The sequence below is a fragment of the Bacillus sp. mrc49 genome, from assembly GCF_002803435.1.
Genome location: NZ_PHNG01000797.1, coordinates 64461 through 80450, shown reverse-complemented (window position 1 = coordinate 80450; position 15990 = coordinate 64461). Strand labels below are relative to the sequence as shown.

The window sequence follows — 15990 nt, the reverse complement described above, 5'->3', positions numbered from 1 at the left end:
TATTATCCTGCGCGACCTGAACCTGTGCCAATGTGTTCGTGCTTGTAGCCGAACCGACCACAGCCACTACCTTGTCCTGACTGACCAGTTTAATCGAGCCGCTTGTCGCTTCTGCCGCATCGGATTTATTATCAACCTTGACGATTTCCAGTTTTTTTCCGTCGATGCCCTCTTTATTAATTTCAGCGATGGCCAGTTTCAAACCATCTGCAGCCGATTGGCCGAATGATGCCGTACCTCCTGACAGCTCAAGGTTGGCTCCGATTTTAATCGTGTCACCCGAATTGGATGAACCTCCGCTTGAACTGCTGGTTTTCGAGTCGCCGCAACCTGCGAGCACCCCAGCAACCAATGAAAGTGATAGAAACACTCCTGCTAGCTTCTTCTTCTTCATTTGAAACCCCCTTGTTTGGTATGTTCTTTCAGATCAATAGAATATCTGAATAAAAATAATATTCTGAAAATAGTTTATCTCATTCTTTCGACCCCGTCTATATGATCTGGATAAAAAAGTTATTTAAAGGGAATATCTCCTATTTCCACGCACAAAAAAAACTGACTCTGCTAGAGTCAGTTTTGAAGCTCATCAATCGTTTACACGTCGGACGTCCACTTCTTTTAGTAGATCATTGATCACCCAGCTGGCTGCAATCAACCCAGCTACGGATGGGACGAATGCATTCGAGGACGGCGGCATTTGGGCTTTACGGATTTTTGCCTCGTCATTGCCGACTTCTTTGCGAACATCCTCACGAATGACGATCGGACTTTCGTCGGAGAATACAACCGGAATTCCCTTTGTGATGCCCTCTTTACGCAATCTTGTACGGATGACCTTCGCAAGGGGATCGGTATGCGTTTTGGAAATATCGGCAATTTGGAAACGTGTCGGGTCCATTTTGTTAGCGGCCCCCATGCTTGAAATCACCTTGATATTCCGCTTCAGGCACTCCTTCATCACATGCATCTTATAAATCACCGTATCGGAGGCATCAATGACATAATCGAGGCCATAACTGAAGAACTCTTCAAACGTTTCTTCTGTATAAAACATTTTCAGGGCGATCACTTCGCAGTCTGGATTGATGTCTTGAATGCGATTTTTCATCAATTCCGCCTTCGGTTGGCCGACTGTAGATAAAAGAGCATGAATCTGCCTGTTTACATTGGTGATGTCGACATCGTCCTTATCCACTAGAATGATGCGGCCGATTCCGGTACGGGCCAATGCTTCAGCTGAAAAAGACCCTACACCGCCTACCCCTAGGACAGCAACGGTCGTGTTTTTCAGTATATCAATGCCTTCCTTGCCAATTGCTAATTCATTACGTGAAAACTGATGCAGCATATATATTCAACTCCAATAAATTCTGTTCTTATTTAGCTTCCCAATTAACAATATATCATAAACATCATTAATGACAAGCGAAATATGAGCAGTCCAATCGGAATTAGTTTTCTAGTTCATTTTTGATAATTTTTGAATGACGGTCGCCAGCAGCAAAGTCCGTTCTGCCAGGCTCGGTATTTCCAGATATTCTTCTTCACTGTGAGCGTTCCCGCCAATCGGTCCCAGCCCATCCACTGTCGGTATACCCAACTCGGCCGTAAAGGAAGCATCCGAACCGCCGCCCGTGGCCGTATCGGTGATATGGATGCCAATCTCCTTCCCCGCTTGGCGAATGGTCTCCAAAAGCATATTCGTTTTCTCGGTCTTTTCCATCGGAGACCGATCCATTTTCCCGGTCAATGTCGTTTTCGTACCTGGAATGTATGACTTGGCACAAATTTTTTTCATTTGCTTAAGAATGACATCTTCCTGCCTTTTTTCCGTGATCCGTACATCGACAAAACCGGCCGCATGAGAAGCGATGGTATTCACCGCAGAGCCTCCTTCGATCATGCCGACATTGACGCTGATCCCCTTCTTCCGATCATTCAATTGATGTAAGTCAATGATCTTATGCGCCAATTCCTCAATGGCACTTCTTCCCTTTTCAGGCTCGATCCCCGAATGGGCCGCCACTCCGGCTATATCTAACTTGAATTGGCCGCAGCCTCGTCTCGCCGTGACCAAAGACCCATCCACCCTTGCCGGTTCGAGAACCAACGCATACTTCTTTTTCGCCGCCTTTTCAGCTATGAGGGAAGATGACGACGGAGAACCAATCTCCTCATCACTGTTCAAAATGATTTGAACATGCTTATAGCCTGTCTGCCCCGTCTGTTTCAAGCAAAGGATCGCATAAAATATTTCGACCAAGCTCGCCTTCATATCAGCCACACCAGGCCCAAAAGCCCGATTTCCCTTTACTTTGAAAGGACGCTTCAGCGCCGTCCCCTCAGGAAAAACCGTATCCATATGCGCGACAACCAAAATATGAGGCTGAACCGCTTCACGATGCTGAATGACCAGCTGATTCCCATAATCCTTTTGCTTCACGATATCCACGATAAAATCCAAACCTTCAAATTTCGCCTTCAATATCAAGCCAATTTCATCTATGCCCTTTTTTGTATAAGATCCGCTATCGATATTCACCAGCTGCTCCACTAGCTGCAGCATCTCTTTCCGTTTAGCATTCAATAAGTCTCTCAAAGCCCTCACAACTTTCCTTCCATGGCTATGATTTTTAAACCTTACTATAATTTACGAAATTATATGATGGAATGTTACTTAAATGGGGGATATTTAACGATAATTCCAGCTTTTTGGTGACCGCTGCAGCGCTCTTGGACGAAATTGGCGGATTACTCGTGAGTTTGGTGGGTTTTGCTTGAGAATTTCGGGATTTTATTCGTGAGTTTGGCGAATTTATTCGTGAATTGCGGTTATTTATTCGTGAGTTTGAGTCTTACTCGTGAATTGGGCTCGTGGCTTTATTTTTGTAATAGCCCATCAAGGTTATAAACCCTGTTTCTACGTTTACCAGAGTAGGGTAATTCCATTGCGGATAGCAGTCGTTGCATGATATCGATTGAATCCACCTGTAAAAATTGACGGGCTTGTTTATTTGTTATGGCGGAATTGATAAGAAGGGCGTAATCACGTAGAGTTTGGATGTGGGCATCTTTGGAGATGTAAGAACAGTGGCGGCATGACCATTTTCCCCAGTAATATTGCATTTGGAGTGCAGAACAGTCTGGACATTGAACGCTTTTGAGCAAATCTTTTTCATCAACTTGATACAATTGGAGTATATCAGGATAATATGGAGTATTTTTTTCCAAGATCGTCTTGGATAGCTTATTGTGCTGCCTTTGAGTTAAGTGCCGAGAAGAATACCTTTCTCTTAAGGCCAGAATTTTGGAGATTAGCATTTCTTTTCCTGTGATTTTCTTGAGAATGGGGGTAAAACCGGGGGTAGTCCTGATGATTGTGTTCGGGTTGGCATTGGCAACAAGTGTTTCAATCGGCAGCGGAGGAAAATTATGAACAGCAAGCCATTTATTTAACCGTGTTTTTTGCACTTCGACTTGGATGAGTGGATCCAGAAAAGCTTGTTCATGTCCACCTTTCGTCTGAATCAATTGATGGTAGGTCCGATCAAAATAGAGCATTCCCGCAAAATTTTTCACTTCAATGATGAGGCAGTAATTCTTGGAAATTATAAGGTAATCGATTTGAAAAAAACGGCTTCCTTCGTGGCATAATCTCAAATCGTGTAAAACGTGATAGTTTTCCGAAAGACTATTTAACTCATTTCCAATAATCCGCTCGCCGTTATACCCTGTACGGATCTTCCTGAAATCATTGTGTATCTTTTCCTGTTTAGGATGATTTGCTGGCAGCCTTGTCATCAAAGCCTCCAGCTGAAGCATTTTAATGGGCTTTTCACATTGTTTTCGCATTTATACATCACTCCTTCTACTTTATTTTCTTTTTTGATAGTAGATATTCCTCCAAGGAAGCTGAAATTCCGTGCTTTATTTGTCCTATTACTAGTGAAATGCATTTTAATAGTAGGTAGAAAGGCTTTTCTCTTGAGTTTTGCAGTTTTACTCGCGAATTGCGGCTGTTTATTCGTGAATTTGGCGACTTTATTCGTGAATTTGGCGAATTTATTCGTGAATTTGGCGAATTTATTCGTGAATTTGGCGAATTTATTCGTGAATTTGGCGAGTTTATTCGTGAATTTGGCGAGTTTATTCGTGAGTTTGGCGAGTTTATTCGTGAATTGCGGCTGTTTATTCGTTTTTGAGCGCACAAAAAAACCCATGTTATGAACATGAGTTGCTTTGTGATGTATAAGAGTCCCAATTGTGCCGTTTACGCCTTTGTTTTGAACCCGCTCTCCGCAGGTGGGTGCTCGGTTCCTCGCGTTTGTAAGTCCTCCTCGAGGGGAGGCATGTACGCGGCCAGGAAACTAGTGCTCCCGGTAACTATAAGTGTTCGGTCAAAACTTATAGGTTAAAGAACGAACACATCAGGACTCTTACTTGTTGAAAACATCATATCATAATGCTTTGTTCCGTTTCAAGAGAAAGCATCTAGGTATTTTTTCATATTTTTTCCATACTTTTATTTCTTTAAGGCGGCCAGTCTTAGGCTTAGTTCAGCCAGTTGCTTGTCGCTTACGGCACTCGGGGCGTCAACGAGCAGGTCGCTTGCGCTTGCGGTTTTCGGGAACGCGATGGTGTCACGCAGATTCGTGCGGCCTGCAAGCAGCATGACCATGCGGTCGAGTCCAAGGGCGATTCCGCCATGCGGAGGCGTGCCGTATTCGAAAGCATCCATCAGGAAGCCGAATTGTGCGTTCGCTTCTTCTTCTGTGAAACCAAGCACTTTGAACATTTTTTCCTGGACGTCGCGTTCGAAAATACGCAGCGATCCACCGCCAAGCTCGTAGCCGTTCAAGACGAGGTCATATGCTTGGGCACGGACGCTTGCCGGATCTGATTCCAGTTTGTCCATGTCTTCGCGGAATGGCATCGTGAATGGATGGTGTGCTGCATAGTAGCGTCCTTCTTCTTCGTCATATTCGAATAGTGGCCAATCGGTTACCCAAAGGAAGTTGAATTTACTTTGGTCGATCAAACCTCTTTCTTTGCCGAGCTTGTTGCGAAGCGCTCCAAGTGCATCGGCGACGATTCCCTTCTTGTCTGCGACGAATAAGATTAAATCGCCCACTTCCGCTTCCAATGCAGATACTAATTGCTGCTGGTCTTCAGCGAAGAATTTGGCGATTGGTCCTTTTACGCCATCTGCTTCCACTTTCAGCCAGGCCAGGCCTTTTGCGCCGTAGATGGCGGCAAATTCAGCCAATGCATCGATATCTTTACGGGAATAGTCGGCGTTTCCGTCCTTGACGACGATCGCTTTAACTTGCCCGCCGCTTGCAACGGCGCCAGTGAATACTTTAAAGTCGCTGTCTTTGACGATTTCGGATACGTCTTTAAGTTCCATCCCGAAACGTGTATCCGGTTTGTCGGAACCATAACGGCCCATCGCTTCATTGTATGTCATTCTAGGGAATGGCAGGGTCACGTCCAGTCCTTTTACATCCTTCATCACTTTCGCCATCATGTTTTCTGCCGTGTTAATGATATCTTCTTGGCTCATGAAGCTTGTTTCGATATCGATTTGGGTGAATTCGGGCTGTCTGTCGGCACGTAAATCTTCATCACGGAAGCAGCGGGCAATTTGATAATAACGTTCGAAACCGGATACCATCAATAGCTGCTTGAAGATTTGCGGTGACTGTGGAAGTGCATAGAATTCGCCTTCGTGTACACGGCTAGGCACTAAATAATCGCGTGCCCCTTCAGGTGTGCTTTTCGTTAAGATAGGGGTTTCGATATCAAGGAAGCCTTCGCCGTCCAAATAATCGCGGATCGCCTTTGTTGTTTGGTTACGCATTTTCAACGTTTCGAACATGGCCGGACGACGCAAGTCCAAATAACGGTATTTCAAGCGGATATCTTCTGAAACATCCGTTCTCTCATCAATGATGAAAGGTGGGGTTTTTGCTTCATTTAATATCGTTACGCTTTCTGCTTGGACTTCGACGGTCCCGGTTGTTACATTAGGATTGATGTTGGCCTCATCACGCTTGATGACTGTGCCTTGGATATCAAGGACATATTCATTACGGATTTTTTCCGCAGTGGCCAAGGCTGCAGCCGAAATATCAGGATTAAAAACGACTTGCACGACACCGCTTCTGTCACGAAGGTCGATGAAGATGACTCCGCCCAAATCGCGTCGTTTTTGTACCCAACCCTTTAATGTTACTTTTTCACCAATAGCTGCTTCTGTTACTTCTCCATTGAAGTATGTTCTGCCAAACATGGTATTTCCCCCTTAAGCCTGTAGCTTTTTGAATTGTTCAACGAATGTGGCAAGATCCACCTGGACTTGTTCTCCCGTTTCCATGAACTTTACATTGATTTTATTATTGGCCAATTCATCATCACCGAGTGTCGCCACATATCTCGCTTCCAGGCGGTCAGCCGATTTGAATTGAGCTTTCACTTTACGGTCTTGATAGTCCTTTTCGACAGTGAAACCGGCACTGCGCAATTGATGAGCAAGCTTGACGTTATAATCTTTGGCTGATTCACCCAATGAAACAAGATAACAATCAATTCCCTTTTTGATCGGCAGTTCGATGTTTTCTGCTTGTAAGGCTGCAATCAGGCGTTCGATGCTGAGTGCAAAGCCGATTCCCGGAGTTTCCGGCCCGCCAAGTTCTTCAGACAGCCCATTATACCGGCCGCCTCCACATAGTGTTGTAATGGCGCCAAAGCCTTCTGCATCACTCATGATTTCAAACGCGGTATGATTATAATAATCCAAGCCGCGAACCAGTGTCGGATCTTCGACGAAGTCGATTTCCAAATCCGTCAAGTGCTGTTTCACTTTTTCAAAATAAATACGGGATTCATCATTCAAATAGTCAATGATGGATGGCGCCGTCTTCATCAATTCGTGATCATGGTCTTTTTTACAATCCAGGATCCTTAATGGATTTTTTTCCAGACGGCTTTGACAATCACCGCAAAACTCGCCAATGCGAGGTTGAAAATGTTGGATTAGCGCATTTCGGTGGGCAATCCGGCTTTCCTTATCTCCAAGGCTGTTGATCACAAGTTTTAGCTTTTTCAACCCAAGCTCCTTGTAGAGGCTCATCGCAAGAGATAGCACCTCTGCATCGATGCCTGGATCTTTACTGCCTAAAGCTTCGATCCCGAATTGGACGAACTGGCGGAATCGACCTGCCTGCGGACGTTCATAACGGAACATCGGCCCGATATAATAAAGCTTGACCGGTTGATTCGCCCATCCAAACATCTTGTTCTCGATGTATGAACGGACAACCGATGCAGTGCCTTCGGGACGAAGGGTCAAATTCCTCTCGCCTCGGTCTTGAAATGAATACATCTCTTTTTGGACGATATCGGTCGTATCGCCTACACCGCGTAAAAACAATTCCGTGTGCTCGAAAATCGGTGTGCGGATTTCTTTATATTGATAGCGGTGACAAATCTCACGCGCTGTCTTTTCGATATACTGCCAAATTTCCGTTTGTCCTGGCAATAAATCCTGTGTACCTCTAGGAATCTGAATAGACATATATGTTTCCTCCTTAAAAGCAAAACGCCCTCCCTGATCTGGCGCTATACCGATTTTTTCCAAACAAAAAAACTCCCGCCCCTTGTAACTGATCCGTTACAAGGGACGAGAGTTGGATATCCCGTGGTGCCACCCTAGTTGAAGCACAAAAAATCAGTGCCCCCGCTTAAAAACAGTTAACGCCTGTTATACGTCCAGCTCCTATTAAGAAAATCCGTTCGGAGTGAAGCCTACGGAGGGTTCTTTCATTAAGTCATCATGCGGAATGCTTTCAGCCAAGGCATTTCCTCTCTTTTCATGTGTTTCTTAATTACTCTTCTCCATCATTGGTTGTTGCAGTTATAAGTCTGATATTTTATAATCATACGGACGTTAACTACAAATGTCAAGGCAGGCTTTAGGATTTCATCGCATTTTATTGGTTCAAACGTTTTTTCAGGTTTTTGACCGTCCGGACATTGACTCCAAACTCGGATGCCAATTCAACCAGGTTCGCACTTTGTTCCTTCTGGATAAAATCGTGGAAATCGACTCCTAACACTTGATTGCCTCCGCTCAAACTCGTTTGATCTTTTTCGCTGAATTTCATTTGGTTCCCTCCTATATCTCTATAGGGTTTATTCTTTCCTAAAAAAAATGTTTTTTGCACTGGGAAAGAGGGAAATTTTTATTGGACGAGAATACATACATAAGGACATGAAAAGGGAGAGACAACTTATGAAGAAGAAACCGGGTTTATTCAGCCTGATCCTTTTGTTGATCATGGCAGCGATAGTACCCGTCAATCACGCATTAGGAAAAGAAGAAGGGGAAATAACCGTGACGAGTAAAGTGGTCAATGTCCGGGAAGGAGCTGGCCTCAGTTTCCCCATCGTCAAAAAACTGGCAAAGGGGGAATCATACCCCATCATTAAAGAGGACGGTGACTGGTTTGAAATCCGCATCGACTCGAATGAAACGGGTTGGGTTGCCAACTGGTTAGTGGAAAGAAAATCGGGAACAGCCTTTGCAAAAAAAGGTTCCGGACAAGGAACGATAACGGGCAGCTCCGTCCGTGTCCGTACAGGTCCTGGCACAACGTTTCAAACGGTCGGTTCCTTAACGAGGGGAACCGCAGTTAACATTATCGAAAAGAACCAAAATTGGATAAAGATCAAAACCGCGGATTTCGATGGCTGGGTCTCTTCTGACTACCTTAAGATCAAAGTATCCGGAAGTACCGTGAAGAACGATGATAGCAATAAGCAGGAATCAGTCGAGGAATCCGTTAAAACCGGAGTCACCCTGGTCGACCGGCTTAATGTTCGTTCCGCGCCTTCGAAAAGCGGCTCAACACTTGGAAAGCTGAATAAAAACACCTCCGTGACGGTTCATCGCCTTGAAAATGATTGGGCGGAAATCGATTTTCAAGGCGGTCAGGGCTGGGTGGCGGTAACTTATTTACAGATGAGCGAGGATAAAGCCAAAACGGCAATGGCCCCTGCTGCAGACACAGCCAGGGTGACCGCTTCTCGTTTGCATGTTAGGAAGGATGCCTCCCTCGGCGCTAAGATCATCGGCTCGGTGAACAAGGATGAAACCTATTCCATATTGAAAACCAAAGGAAAGATGACACAGATCCAGCTTTCCACTGGTCAAAAGGGCTGGGTCGTGAGCTGGTACTTAGAAAAAGAACGTGTGGAAGAACCAAAGAAAAAGAAGCTCGATATAAAGGGAAACAAGATTACCATCATCCATGATGGAACCATATTGAGGTCTTCTCCCGATGGGAACTCAGGGATAGTCAGGCAGGCCAATGAAGGGGAAACATTCCCTGTCATCGGTATGGAGGGCGACTGGTACTCCATTAAAGTAAAGGGTGGGAAAACAGCGTATGTTGCCGGCTGGATCGTGACGCTTGAGGGTAATTCCGAACAGATTCAACGACCGGGCGTCGAAAAATATATAAAGGGTAAAACGATCGTCATCGATCCAGGTCATGGCGGAAGGGATAGCGGTACGATCGGGGTCGGAGGCACACTTGAGAAAAACCTGACGATACGGACGGCCGAGCTGCTGCGGGACAAACTTCAGGCGGCAGGCGCTAAAGTGATCCTGACGAGAAGCGGGAATACCTATGTGCCACTGTCTTCCCGGGTCGGCACTTCACATATCCATGACGCGGATGCCTTCATCAGCCTCCATTACGATAGCACCATGGACCAAATCACAAGCGGCATCACCACATATTATTATCATGACTATCAGCAGGGCTTGGCCTCTGCCCTGGCCCATTCATTCGGTTCAACCATGCAGGTGAACAATCGCGGATCAAGATACGGAAATTATCATGTCATCCGTGAGAACAAGCGAGTGGCAACGCTGATTGAATTAGGCTACCTAAGCAATCCAGTCGAAGAATTGACAATAACTTCGAATGAATACCAAGAAGGAATCACCTCCGCCATCTATAATGGATTGGCGCGGTATTTCAAATGAAAACGTGCGCTCCATGACAGTTTTCTGCCCCAAACAAAAATAACCTGCCGCGGCAGGTTATTTTTTACTTTCCAATATTAATGTTACGGGTCCATCATTCGTTAGCTGGACATCCATCATGGCACCAAATTGACCGGTTTCCGTATGGACGCCTTTTTTACGGAGCATCCCGTTAAATGCTTCATATAATTCATTCGCCGCTTCTGGACGGGCGGCATCCATGAAGTTCGGGCGGCGGCCTTTACGGCAATCGCCATACAAGGTGAATTGTGAAACGGATAAAATCGAACCTCCCACATCCAATAAGGAATGGTTCATCTTTTCATTTTCGTCTTCGAATATGCGAAGATGGACAATCTTATCAGCCAAATAGGCGGCATCCTCGATGGTATCATTATGGGTGATGCCAACCAACAGGACGAGCCCGCTGTCAATTTGACCGATTATTTGATCTGCCACAACGACTTTCGCCGCTTTGGCACGTTGTAAAACTACACGCATGGCCTGAAAACTCCTTAGTTCATGATCCTTCTAACGGAATAGACATCCGAGATTTGTTTTATACGGTCGACGACCTTCTGCAGGTGGGCAATGTTATGGATGTAAATCGACATATGAATGGTTGCCACTTTATTTCTGTCCGATTTACCGGAAACCGCTGAAATGTTCGTTTTCGTTTCATTGACGGCCTGCAGCACTTCGTTCAATAATCCGCGGCGATCATATCCGCTGATTTCAATTTCGACGATATATTCCTTCCGCTCGTTGATCGTGCTTTCCCATTCAACCGGGACGAGGCGATGATCGGAATCCCCGCTTTCCAGGTTCGGGCAGTCCTGCCTATGGACCGAGACACCCCGGCCTTTGGTGATATAACCGACGATCTCATCACCAGGAACTGGATTGCAGCAGCGGGATAAGCGGATAAGCAGGTTATCGATCCCTGGTACCTGTACACCCGAGTCGCGTTTTTTAGAGGAATTGGAGAAGGTTTTCAGATCGGCCACTGCCTCTGAAATATCTGCCTCCTGTTCGACCATTTTCTGCTTCCGCCACTTTTCGGTGAGGCGATTAACTACCTGAAGGGCAGTGATTCCGTTATAACCTACTGCTGCATACATATCTTCCTCATTCAGGAAGTTGAATTTATCAGCAACACGCTTAATGTTTTCGGGAGTCAGGATTTCCTTAAGTTCGAACTCCATATCCTTGATCTCTTTTTCAACAAGCTCTTTGCCTTTTTCGATATTTTCTTCGCGGCGCTGTTTTTTGAAAAACTGGCGGATCTTGTTTTTCGCTTGAGATGTTTGGGTAAGTTTTAGCCAGTCCTGACTTGGACCATATGAATGCTTGGACGTTAAGATTTCAATGATATCGCCAGTCTTGAGTTTATAATCCAACGGCACCATTTTCCCGTTCACCTTGGCACCAATCGTTTTGTTTCCGATTTCGGAGTGGATCCGGTATGCAAAGTCGATCGGATTCGATCCGGATGGCAGTTCGATAACATCGCCCTTTGGCGTGAAAATGAATACCATATCGGAAAAAAGGTCGATCTTAAGGGATTCCATGAATTCCTCGGCATTAGTCGCGTCATCTTGGAATTCGAGTATTTCCCTGAACCATGTTAATTTCTCTTCTAGTGAAGGCTGTTCACCCACATCTTTGCCTTCTTTATATGCCCAATGCGCTGCAACCCCAAATTCGGCAATGCGATGCATATCCGATGTGCGAATCTGGACTTCCAACGGATCGCCTTTCGGTCCGATCACGGTCGTGTGAAGCGATTGGTACATATTCGGCTTAGGCATGGCGATATAGTCCTTGAACCGGCCGGGCATCGGCTTCCAGCACGTATGGATGATTCCTAGGACGGCATAGCAATCCTTTATGCTGTGGACGACGATCCGAACAGCCAGCAAATCGTAAATTTCGCTGAACTGCTTGTTTTGCAAGGCCATTTTGCGATAGATGCTGTATATATGTTTCGGCCTGCCGGAAAGGTCAGCCTTGATATGGACTTCCTCCACGTTTTTACGCACTTCATCAATGACTTCTTCCAGGTACATTTCACGTTCTGCCCGCTTTTTCTTCATCAGGTTGACGATTCGGTAATATTGCTGAGGGTTCAAATATCTTAAGGCCGTATCTTCCAATTCCCATTTAATCGTACTGATACCCAGACGATGCGCGAGCGGCGCAAAGATTTCCAACGTCTCGTTCGAGATCCGTCTTTGCTTTTCCTGCGGCAGATGCTTCAATGTCCGCATATTATGCAGCCTGTCCGCAAGCTTGATCAAGATGACGCGAATATCCTGGGCCATCGCCACGAACATTTTCCGATGGTTCTCCGCCTGCTGCTCTTGCTGTGATTTATACTTGATCTTCCCTAACTTGGTCACGCCATCCACGAGCATGGCAACTTCAGGACTGAAATTTCCCTCGATATCCTTCAGGGTGACCTCCGTGTCTTCAACAACATCATGTAAAAAACCTGCCGCAATTGTTGCCGGATCCATCTCAAGATCAGCGAGAATGCCCGCGACTTGAATTGGATGAATGATATACGGCTCTCCCGATTTACGGAATTGTTCTCGGTGAGCAAACTCTGCATACTTAAACGCTCTATGAATAAATTCAGCTTCTTCCGGCTGAAGATATAAGCTGGCCCGTTCCACAACCTGCTCGGCAGTCAATATTTGATCATTTGCCATTTAATCACCTTAACCCCACTTTAACTGCCACCGGATATGATCCGGATTGAGTATGATTGGTAGCACTTCCCTTTATTCTGCAAAACGTGACAATTTTTGCGAAAAAAATAAATCCGCTAAAAACGGATACAAGTGCAAATAACTTATTAGCAGAAAACTCTTTAATATTACTATTATCGAAAAAAAAGACAAGGATGTAAAGAGATAAACGAGTATTTTATTTAGAATACTGCATTTTTTCACTGGAAATTCGACAAAATCCAGTGAAATCATGCGTAAAACAGAAAAGAGCACCCTGGTCAGAGTGCCCTTCTTTTATTAAAAGCTCATCAATGTCAAAACATCATAGCCATCTAATTTATCTTTACCGTCCAAATCAGTCAATTCGATAAGGAATGCAATCCCGGCTACAATTCCACCAAGCTCCTCGACCAATTTGATCGTCGCCTCGATTGTACCGCCCGTGGCAAGTAAATCGTCGGTGATCAAAACACGTTGTCCCGGTTTGATCGCATCTTTATGGATGGTCAATACATCCGTTCCATACTCGAGGCCATATTCCACTTTGATCGTTTCACGTGGAAGCTTTCCTTCTTTTCTCACAGGTGCAAATCCCACTTCCAATGAGTAAGCGACTGGACACCCGATGATGAATCCGCGTGCTTCCGGTCCCACCACTAAATCAATTTGCTTATCGCGTGCATATTCGACAATTTGATCTGTTGCGTATTTATAAGCGGCGCCGTTATCCATTAATGTCGTAATATCTTTGAAGATAACACCCGGTTTTGGCCAGTCTTGTACAATTGTTACATATTGCTTTAAATCCATTGCTTTGTTTCCTCCTCAAGGTCTGTTGCCTCATGAACTAAATAAAGATTGAACCAATCGAATAATTGCTGATAGGAAGAATAAACAAGCTCTTGTTCAAGCTCAAATTGCTCTTTCTTTCTTATGAACGATTCAGATTCACTGAGATCGCGTTTTTTCGCATTGGTTGTGAGCATAATTAACCCATTCTCTATTGTAACAAAATCCAGCTCAAAAAACACCTTTGAAATGAAATCGACCGTATCTCTGGACCATCCGCGATATTTCGCCAGGTCATCACCATACCGTTTCACATCGAGCGGTCCCTTTTTAGACAGGAAGGCATAAAACCATTTAAAATGATCCCTTGTCGGCATCGTACTTAAGAAATGGTCCTGATCATGGGAAAAGTGGGCATAAATACGCGATGGCTTCTTATCGGCTATCACCCGTTTCAGAACATCCCTTGACGGCGGCATGTCCATGAATACCACATGCGCCTCGAAGCAATCGAGTTCATCGGCATCCTCCCCGTTCTTGATATGAACAAGATCGGGATGATTTTGTAAAAAGGGATACCTCGCATAAATATCCTCCGAGAACATGACGATTTTCCGGTTTTGAGCGGGAATGTCCGCCAGCCATTTTTCCGCCTGTCCCTTCCCGCGATAATCGAATAACTGCCAATGGTCCACCGAGATATCCTGGACAAAGATCTGCGGCTTCTTCATATTATTCCATTCATTGATGGATAGCTCCCCAATTACCGAAACCTCGGCGTGCGGCGCTATTTCATCGACAAAATGGCCGAGCCCGAACCCTACGCCGTCCAGTTTGTGATTGTCCCCATCTTCAAGCTGAACTTTCAAATGATTTTGGTTCGCGCCAATTTTGCGGACGCTTGAAAGCTGTACGGAATCTATCAAAATCCTCGGCTTCGGATTCGTCACCCCAAATGGCGTAAGCAAGCTCATCTCCTGGATCGTTTGAATTGAAACGTCAGCCAAGGCCGTCGCTCCATCCAGGTCAGTAATGGGCGTGAAGTCCTCCTCCGTTAGCTGTTCCTTCGCGATCACGTTCATGCGGTCCCTAAGCTCCTGAACATCGTCCATTTTCAACGTCATTCCGGCTGCCATCGGATGCCCGCCAAAATGGGGCAGCAATTCCCGGCAGGATGAAAGGCTTTCGAAAAGATCGAATCCGGCGATGCTCCGTGCTGAACCTTTGGCCAATCCCTTTTCCCGGTCATAGCTCAAAACTATCGTGGGACGGTAAAAGCGTTCAACAAGTTTGGAGGCGACGATCCCCACCACTCCTGCATTCCAGCCTTCTCTTCCGATGATGAGCACACCATTGGACTCCAGCGGGAAGTTTTCCTCGACTTCCTTGATCGCTTCTTCCGCCATCGTAGCGACCATGGCTTGCCGTTCTTTATTAATATCATTGATTTCATTGGCAAGGTCCATCGCTTCCGCAAGGTTCGCCGCCATCAATAGATCGACAGCAGGGTCGGCATCGCCAAGCCGTCCGACTGCATTGATCCGGGGAGCCATGGCAAAGCCGATGGATTCCTCATTCAAGGCTTCCTGTTGGACATTCGCCACTTTCATTAAGGCAACAAGCCCCGGGCGGCCAGTCAAACGCAGCTGCTCAATTCCTTTTGCTGCGATGAGGCGGTTCTCCCCTTTTAAAGGCACTAGATCCGCAATGGTACCGATTGCCGCTATTTCAAGCAAATCTTCAGGCAGTTCTCCAAGCAAAGCGTGCGCCAGCTTAAAGGCGACGCCCACTCCGGCAAGGTCTTTAAAAGGATAGGAACCCTCTTCCAGTTTAGGATGGATGATGGCCAATGCCTTTGGCAGTACAGGTCCCGGTTCATGGTGGTCGGTCAAGATATAGTCCATGCCAAGCTCACCGGCAAGGTCCGCTTCGGCGACTGCCGAAATTCCGGTATCGACGGTGATCAATACCTTCACTCCTTCCTCAGCCGCCAGGCGGAACGCCATCGGATTCGGGCCATAGCCCTCCGTAAACCGGTTCGGAATATAAAAATCCACATCGGCTCCCATCCTCATCAGCGTCGTCAACATCACGGTGGTCGATGTCACTCCATCCGCATCATAATCACCGAATATCCTTATTTTTTCTCCGTTTTGAATCGCTTCTCTTATTCTATATACGGCTTTATCCATATCTTTCAATAAAAATGGGTCATGGAAAGTTTGATTTTTTACAAATAAAAAGGATCGGGCACTATCGATCGTATCCAGGCCTCGATTCACAAGCAGGGCTGCAACCAAAGGTGTGATATGAAGCTCTTCCGCTAGTATAGCAACTTTGTTTTCATCGGCAGTTCGCAAGTTCCACCGCGTTTTTGGCTTTAACATGAATTCACCCCTCAATTTACTTATT

The 15990-nt window shown here is 45.7% G+C and carries 13 protein-coding genes, 1 other RNA gene and 1 other annotated feature; of the genes, 2 read left to right on the top strand and 12 right to left on the bottom strand.

Annotated features, from left to right (window positions below; all coding sequences use genetic code 11):
- The 4 genes from CVN76_RS26180 to CVN76_RS26165 form a co-directional block, all read right to left on the bottom strand.
- Positions 1 to 394, bottom strand: a 394-nt coding sequence (locus tag CVN76_RS26180) for an ABC transporter substrate-binding protein (protein WP_157805807.1), incomplete at its 3' end; no start/stop codon positions are given.
- Positions 395 to 586: 192 nt separating this feature from the next.
- On the bottom strand, positions 587 to 1348 hold the full coding sequence (locus CVN76_RS26175; protein ID WP_100533639.1) for a tRNA threonylcarbamoyladenosine dehydratase: 762 nt from the start codon (positions 1346 to 1348) through the stop codon (positions 587 to 589).
- Between the two features lie 111 nt (positions 1349 to 1459).
- The gene (locus CVN76_RS26170; protein WP_332850685.1) at positions 1460 to 2608 is read right to left on the bottom strand and encodes a M20 family metallopeptidase; all 1149 of its coding nucleotides are present in this window, start codon (positions 2606 to 2608) and stop codon (positions 1460 to 1462) included.
- A 272-nt stretch (positions 2609 to 2880) separates the two neighbouring features.
- Entirely contained in the window at positions 2881 to 3852 is a 972-nt protein-coding gene (locus tag CVN76_RS26165) for a nuclease-related domain-containing protein (protein WP_100533638.1), read from the bottom strand.
- Between the two features lie 158 nt (positions 3853 to 4010).
- Between CVN76_RS26165 and CVN76_RS31275 the strand changes: the two genes are divergently transcribed.
- Entirely contained in the window at positions 4011 to 4202 is a 192-nt protein-coding gene (locus tag CVN76_RS31275) for a hypothetical protein (protein WP_157805806.1), read from the top strand.
- Positions 4203 to 4250: 48 nt separating this feature from the next.
- On the opposite strand, the gene ssrS is transcribed toward CVN76_RS31275, so the two are convergent.
- From ssrS to CVN76_RS31510, 4 genes are all read right to left on the bottom strand, one after another.
- A non-coding RNA gene (gene ssrS, locus CVN76_RS26160) (6S RNA) lies at positions 4251 to 4437 on the bottom strand.
- 85 nt (positions 4438 to 4522) lie between these two features.
- Positions 4523 to 6292 carry an aspartate--tRNA ligase gene (aspS, locus tag CVN76_RS26155; RefSeq protein WP_100533637.1) on the bottom strand — a complete coding sequence of 590 codons (1770 nt, stop codon included), beginning with the start codon at positions 6290 to 6292 and terminating at the stop codon, positions 4523 to 4525.
- Positions 6293 to 6304: 12 nt separating this feature from the next.
- Positions 6305 to 7576: a histidine--tRNA ligase gene (hisS, locus tag CVN76_RS26150; RefSeq protein WP_100533643.1), complete on the bottom strand. Its 1272-nt coding sequence runs from the start codon at positions 7574 to 7576 to the stop codon at positions 6305 to 6307.
- A 98-nt stretch (positions 7577 to 7674) separates the two neighbouring features.
- Positions 7675 to 7912, bottom strand: a binding site (T-box leader).
- 79 nt (positions 7913 to 7991) lie between these two features.
- Complete coding sequence (locus CVN76_RS31510) at positions 7992 to 8165, bottom strand: hypothetical protein (protein ID WP_053535815.1); 174 nt, start codon at positions 8163 to 8165, stop codon at positions 7992 to 7994.
- Positions 8166 to 8293: 128 nt separating this feature from the next.
- Between CVN76_RS31510 and CVN76_RS26145 the strand changes: the two genes are divergently transcribed.
- Positions 8294 to 10054, top strand: a complete 1761-nt coding sequence (locus CVN76_RS26145) for an SH3 domain-containing protein (RefSeq protein ID WP_198512654.1) — start codon at positions 8294 to 8296, stop codon at positions 10052 to 10054.
- 57 nt (positions 10055 to 10111) lie between these two features.
- Here the strand turns inward: CVN76_RS26145 and dtd are convergent, their stop codons facing one another.
- From dtd to recJ, 4 genes are all read right to left on the bottom strand, one after another.
- The gene (dtd, locus tag CVN76_RS26140; protein WP_100533635.1) at positions 10112 to 10555 is read right to left on the bottom strand and encodes a D-aminoacyl-tRNA deacylase; all 444 of its coding nucleotides are present in this window, start codon (positions 10553 to 10555) and stop codon (positions 10112 to 10114) included.
- 14 nt (positions 10556 to 10569) lie between these two features.
- Complete coding sequence (locus tag CVN76_RS26135; protein WP_100533634.1) at positions 10570 to 12768, bottom strand: RelA/SpoT family protein; 2199 nt, start codon at positions 12766 to 12768, stop codon at positions 10570 to 10572.
- A gap of 318 nt (positions 12769 to 13086) precedes the next feature.
- Entirely contained in the window at positions 13087 to 13599 is a 513-nt protein-coding gene (locus CVN76_RS26130) for an adenine phosphoribosyltransferase (protein WP_064462123.1), read from the bottom strand.
- Positions 13590 to 15965 (bottom strand): single-stranded-DNA-specific exonuclease RecJ, encoded by a 2376-nt coding sequence (recJ, locus tag CVN76_RS26125; protein WP_100533633.1) that lies wholly within the window; start codon positions 15963 to 15965, stop codon positions 13590 to 13592. The genes CVN76_RS26130 and recJ overlap by 10 nt, the downstream gene beginning before the upstream one ends.
- Positions 15966 to 15990 lie beyond the last annotated feature (25 nt).

Coding starts and splice junctions, on each gene's coding strand:
- CVN76_RS26130 (WP_064462123.1), bottom strand. CDS start 13,599: ATGGATTTAAAGCAATATGTAACAATTGTACAAGACTGGCCAAAACCG.
- CVN76_RS26135 (WP_100533634.1), bottom strand. CDS start 12,768: ATGGCAAATGATCAAATATTGACTGCCGAGCAGGTTGTGGAACGGGCC.
- CVN76_RS26165 (WP_100533638.1), bottom strand. CDS start 3,852: ATGCGAAAACAATGTGAAAAGCCCATTAAAATGCTTCAGCTGGAGGCT.
- dtd (WP_100533635.1), bottom strand. CDS start 10,555: ATGCGTGTAGTTTTACAACGTGCCAAAGCGGCGAAAGTCGTTGTGGCA.
- CVN76_RS31510 (WP_053535815.1), bottom strand. CDS start 8,165: ATGAAATTCAGCGAAAAAGATCAAACGAGTTTGAGCGGAGGCAATCAA.
- hisS (WP_100533643.1), bottom strand. CDS start 7,576: ATGTCTATTCAGATTCCTAGAGGTACACAGGATTTATTGCCAGGACAA.
- aspS (WP_100533637.1), bottom strand. CDS start 6,292: ATGTTTGGCAGAACATACTTCAATGGAGAAGTAACAGAAGCAGCTATT.
- CVN76_RS26145 (WP_198512654.1), top strand. CDS start 8,294: ATGAAGAAGAAACCGGGTTTATTCAGCCTGATCCTTTTGTTGATCATG.
- CVN76_RS26175 (WP_100533639.1), bottom strand. CDS start 1,348: ATGCTGCATCAGTTTTCACGTAATGAATTAGCAATTGGCAAGGAAGGC.
- recJ (WP_100533633.1), bottom strand. CDS start 15,965: ATGTTAAAGCCAAAAACGCGGTGGAACTTGCGAACTGCCGATGAAAAC.